The sequence below is a fragment of the Methanobrevibacter sp. genome, from assembly GCF_045120835.1.
Classification (GTDB): Archaea; Methanobacteriota; Methanobacteria; order Methanobacteriales; family Methanobacteriaceae; genus Methanocatella.
In genome coordinates this window covers 1-3,331 of the sequence record NZ_JBGVFE010000051.1, presented here as the reverse complement: position 1 = coordinate 3,331, position 3,331 = coordinate 1, and the positions used below count along the sequence as shown (strand labels likewise).

Annotated in this window: 4 protein-coding genes; 3 read left to right on the top strand and 1 reads right to left on the bottom strand. The window is 36.5% G+C overall.

The genetic code is table 11. From position 1 onward, the window contains the following. Nucleotides 1-75: 75 nt before the first annotated feature. Together ACJMLO_RS05400 and ACJMLO_RS05395 are read left to right on the top strand one after the other, a co-directional pair. A complete protein-coding gene (locus ACJMLO_RS05400; RefSeq protein WP_405294680.1) occupies nucleotides 76-1,167 on the top strand; it encodes a radical SAM protein in 1,092 nt (363 codons plus the stop codon). A 90-nt stretch (nucleotides 1,168-1,257) separates the two neighbouring features. After that, complete coding sequence (locus ACJMLO_RS05395) at nucleotides 1,258-2,196, top strand: DUF116 domain-containing protein (RefSeq protein ID WP_405294678.1); 939 nt, start codon at nucleotides 1,258-1,260, stop codon at nucleotides 2,194-2,196. Between the two features lie 32 nt (nucleotides 2,197-2,228). On the opposite strand, the gene ACJMLO_RS05390 is transcribed toward ACJMLO_RS05395, so the two are convergent. Continuing rightward, on the bottom strand, nucleotides 2,229-2,654 hold the full coding sequence (locus ACJMLO_RS05390; RefSeq protein ID WP_405294676.1) for a C-GCAxxG-C-C family protein: 426 nt from the start codon (nucleotides 2,652-2,654) through the stop codon (nucleotides 2,229-2,231). A gap of 123 nt (nucleotides 2,655-2,777) precedes the next feature. Here ACJMLO_RS05390 and ACJMLO_RS05385 point away from each other — a divergent pair. Continuing rightward, a partial coding sequence (locus ACJMLO_RS05385; RefSeq protein ID WP_405294674.1) for a class I SAM-dependent methyltransferase occupies nucleotides 2,778-3,331 on the top strand: 554 nt, incomplete at its 3' end.

The following is a 3,331-nucleotide window of genomic DNA, read 5'->3' as shown; positions in this document are numbered from 1 at the left end:
GCTGTCTGGATGATTTCTTTAAGCAAGCAGAAGACCATGCGAAATTTCTGCTTGAATGCGTAAAGGTGAAATAGAATGGAAAGCGATTTCGATTTACAGGAATATCTCTCTAATGGTGTGGAAAATATTGTAAAGGATGCCATACGCGCATCCCTGAAAAACCCCAAAGAAAGCCTATACCTACTAAAATTTTCAAAATATGCAAAAAAGGCAGGTGAAATAAGGAAAAAGCATGGCAAAAATGGTCATGAGGTTCCTGTTTTCCTGATTGCAAGCATTACAAGCAGCTGCAACCTCCATTGTGTTGGCTGTTATTCACGGGCCAATGATGCATGCAGTGATGAAGAGCCATCAAATCAGCTTTCCTGTGAGGACTGGAATGACATTTTCACTCAAGCAAGGGAAATGGGAATAAGCTTCATTGTCCTTGCAGGAGGCGAACCATTGATTAGAGAAGATGTGATTATAAGTGCTTCCAAGTTTCCCGAAATTTTATTTCCCATATTTACAAATGGAACCTTGCTGAATGATGATTATATGAAGTTATTTGACAGGAATAGAAATCTTGTTCCAATCATATCCATTGAGGGCGATGAGGACATTACAGATTCAAGAAGAGGAAAGGGAGTTTACAAACAGATTTCCGATTCAATGAATCTGATGAAAAAAAGGAATATTGTATTTGGTGCTTCACTAACATTCACCAATGAAAATTTAGGAATGCTTGTGTCAAGTGAATATATTGAAAAATTGCATGATTTGGGCTGCAAAGCAGTATTCTTCATCGAATATGTGCCGGTAGCCGGACAAAACGTTGACCTGGCTCCAGGCGACAGGGAAAGGGAAATCCTATTTGATGAACTTAATCGCCTTCGAAGGGAATATGATGACATGATATTCTTATCATTTCCTGGAGATGAAAAGGCTTCAGGAGGTTGTCTGGCTGCCGGAAGAGGATTTTTCCATATCAATTCACATGGCGATGCGGAACCCTGTCCGGCTTCACCTTATTCGGACATAAACGTAAAGGATTCAAGCCTTATTGAAGCTCTTAACTCAAAATTATTCAGATACCTTAAAAATGAGGGAATCTTGATGGATGATCATGAAGGCGGATGCGTTCTTTTTGAACACAAGGAAGATGTTGAAAGAATATTGAAAGGATAGTTTGGAGATGAAATTATTTTTCCCTATACTTTAAATAATGAATATTATGCAAAAATCAAGGATTTCGGTGATGAATTCATCGATTATTCCATGCAGTTTGATTTCAGAAATGATGAGGAATCACTTGAAGCATTATGCATTGGCGTTTACTGGTATCTTTACGGCACAACTGCCATGGATTTAAATGGTGATATACATAAGCTACTGGCAAATCTGGCAGAATACAGAAGAGTTTTTCCTGAAGACAAGCCATTCATTGATGAGCTGAGAGGTAAACTTTTGACCAAATATCTCTTTAAGCCCTACACGAAAAACAATGAGAAATTAACTTGGGAAAATCTTGATTTGCTTGTCAATTTTCTGGAAGCTACCGGAGACTATATTGATCAGATTCCGCATTTCAGAAATTTCAACCACAATCTTGAAGACTGCCTTGAGCTGACAAAGTGGTTTTGCCAAAACAGTGAAAAATATCTTGGAGAATATACCATCAATTTGGAAAAATATATTGAAAGCAATGGTCCCAGCCATATTATGGAGGAAGATGTCATATTCTATCATGGTCATGAACTTGAGTATCATTTAAACATGCTTGGAGCTGAGATAATGAATAGGATATACAGGGAGGAATATGGCTCCAGAACAAGAAAGGCGATACTGCTTCCATCATGCATGAACTCAAACAGCAAAAAATGCCAGGCAAAAGAGGATATGCTAGGGGACGTTTGCACATTCTGCAATCCAAAATGCAAAGTATATCAGATTAGCAAAAAATATCAAAACCATGAAGTTTATATCATTTCCCATGAATCGACAGCATTCAGAAATGCAAAAAAAGAGGATAAGGATGAACTGGGAATCATCGGCATTACATGCGTATTGAATCTCATTTCAGGAGGATGGAAAGCAAGAAACCTTTCAATACCTCCACAATGCGTTTTGCTTGAGCATGTAGCATGCAAGAACCATTGGCTGGATGAAGACATATATGGTGAAATAGACAAGGATGAGCTTGAATTGAAACTATAATGCTTCCAATTTAATGTTGTTTGCCATTTTGTTCATTCAGACCTTTTTTTTAAAATTTCTTCTACAATTTTGGAGGCGGATTCAACCATTTTAGGACATAATTCGCTGAAAAGATTATTGTCTATTGCATATTCCCTTCCTTTCTCAGTGCTTATGTCACAATTCAACAAATCCCTGCAGAGGTATGATCCGTTTTCATTTTTAAATTCATCTAGAAATTTTTCGCAGACTTCATTGCTTTTGGATTTGTCTTCTCCATATTTCAAACCCAGAACCATCAGTGCCCCGGTACATGCTCCACAGACTTCTGCTTTTCGCATTCCGCTTCCAAAGCAGGATCCAATCTTTAGTGCATCTTCCTTTTTAACTCCGAAATCCTCACTGAAAGCAGCAAAAACTGCCTGTGAACACACATATCCTTCTTCAAATAATTTTACTGATAAATCTACAGAATTCATATGTATATTTTTGTTTTTTATCTTATTAAATTATTGAATATAAAAAATTTAGGCATGCCTAAAAATTTATATACTACTTAATCCAACTATTATATAATTAAAAAAACTTATGGAGAAATACTTATGAATTTAGAAGGCGTAGAAAAAACAATGCTTTTGACATTATTTGCAAAGGCACAACATTCACAGACTAAAAACCCCAAATTTTATGACAGAAAGGCTGTAGAAGTCATTTCAGAAATTGATTATGATTTCACAACAAGCGACAAGGACATTAAGATGAAATATGGAGTAATCTCAAGAACAATAGTGCTTGATGAAATGGTTTTGGATTTCATTGAAAAACATCCTCACGCAACAATAATAAACATTGCTTCTGGAATGGACACCAGATTCAACAGGCTGGACAACGGTCTGATAAAATGGTATAACATTGACCTTGAAAACTCCGCTAATTTCAGACTTAAATATATATCCGACAGCGAAAGGGTAACAACCCTTTCATACTCAGCAATGGATTCCAATTGGCCAGAGAATATAAAAATAGAAAGCGGAAATGTTTTAATAATTATCGAAGGATTGACAATGTATCTTCAGCAGGATGATGTCTCAGAAATACTGAAAATAATATCAGACAATTTCAGGCACTGCACAGTATTCGTAGAGATAATGCCTCC